Source organism: Pseudomonas yangonensis, from assembly GCF_009932725.1.
In the GTDB taxonomy this organism is placed as follows: domain Bacteria; phylum Pseudomonadota; class Gammaproteobacteria; order Pseudomonadales; family Pseudomonadaceae; genus Aquipseudomonas; species Aquipseudomonas yangonensis.
The window spans coordinates 1-293 of record NZ_BLJU01000147.1 but is presented as its reverse complement, the minus strand read 5'-3'; the positions used below and the strand labels follow the sequence as shown (position 1 = coordinate 293).

At 71.3% G+C, this 293-nt stretch carries 1 protein-coding gene; it reads right to left on the bottom strand.

Annotated elements, in window-relative coordinates:
- The coding region (locus GYB81_RS23865) for an ATP-binding cassette domain-containing protein (protein ID WP_161898007.1) at positions 1 to 293 on the bottom strand (293 nt) is incomplete at both ends.

Here is a 293-nt window from a genome sequence, read left to right as displayed (position 1 = left end):
GCCGTAGCGGAGGCTGCCGCGCTGCGCACTGTAGAGGCCGAGCAGCAGTTGCACCAGCGTGCTCTTGCCGCCGCCGCTGGCGCCGACCAGGGCAACCTTCTCGCCGGCGCCGATGTTCAGGTCCAACGGCTCCAGGACCTTGTCCTCGCCGTAGGCGAAATCCAGCCCGCGCACCTCGATGCCAACGGTCGTGCGGCCGGCGAACGGATCGCGCAGCGGCGGGTAGCGCGGCTCGTCGGCCCGCGCCAGCAACTCGTTGATCCGCTGCAACGCGCCGCCAGCGGCGTAGTAGG